Source organism: Cupriavidus sp. KB_39, from assembly GCF_052114485.1.
GTDB lineage: Bacteria > Pseudomonadota > Gammaproteobacteria > Burkholderiales > Burkholderiaceae > Cupriavidus.
In genome coordinates this window covers 1-653 of sequence record NZ_JBFREV010000158.1, presented here as the reverse complement: position 1 = coordinate 653, position 653 = coordinate 1, and the positions used below count along the sequence as shown (strand labels likewise).

Here is a 653-nt window from a genome sequence, read left to right as displayed (position 1 = left end):
GCACAGGTCTGGCCGGCAGGCTGGCCGGACACCGTGACGCTGTAGGCCGAGGCGGCGGCCAGCGCGGTGGGCAGCGTGAACGCGCCGTCGGCACTGATCGCCAGCGAATCGCCATTGGGGCCTGCCAGCAGCAGGCTCTTGCCAGCCGCCAGGCCGGACACCGTGCCACCCAGGGTGTAGGTGGGCGGCGGCGGCGTGGCCGGGCGAGCCAGCGCGGCATTGGCGCATAGGCGGGTGCCGGTGGGGGCATCGGCGCAGGCTGCCAGCACGGCGGAGCCGGCCAGCGTGGCTGAGGATGGGCTGCTGACTTGCGCCGAATGGCCGTCCGCTGCCTGCGTCACGGGGAAGGTGGCGTCGCCCGTGGTCCAAGTCCAGTTGGTCAGGTCGGCGATCCCATCGACCCCATCCGAGCGGCGCACGGCTGCGATCACGGTCTGCGCCGCCCCGCCAGCGGTCAGGGTCAGGTTCGACGGCGACAGCGTCAGCGTGTACGACTTCGCCGGTGCTGCCTGCACGACCAGATGGGTGACCGAGGTCGCTCGGCTGCCATTGGCCAGTGTGGCCGTGGCGGTGATATCGACTTCCCCGGCGTTCCGGGTCTCCACCGTGGCATAGGTGCCGACGAACACCGAGGCCGAGACCCCCGTCGGCGC

The 653-nt window shown here is 72.1% G+C and carries 1 pseudogene; it reads right to left on the bottom strand.

Annotated elements, in window-relative coordinates:
- Window positions 1-653: pseudogene (locus AB4Z27_RS29275) on the bottom strand (hypothetical protein); the annotation flags it as partial.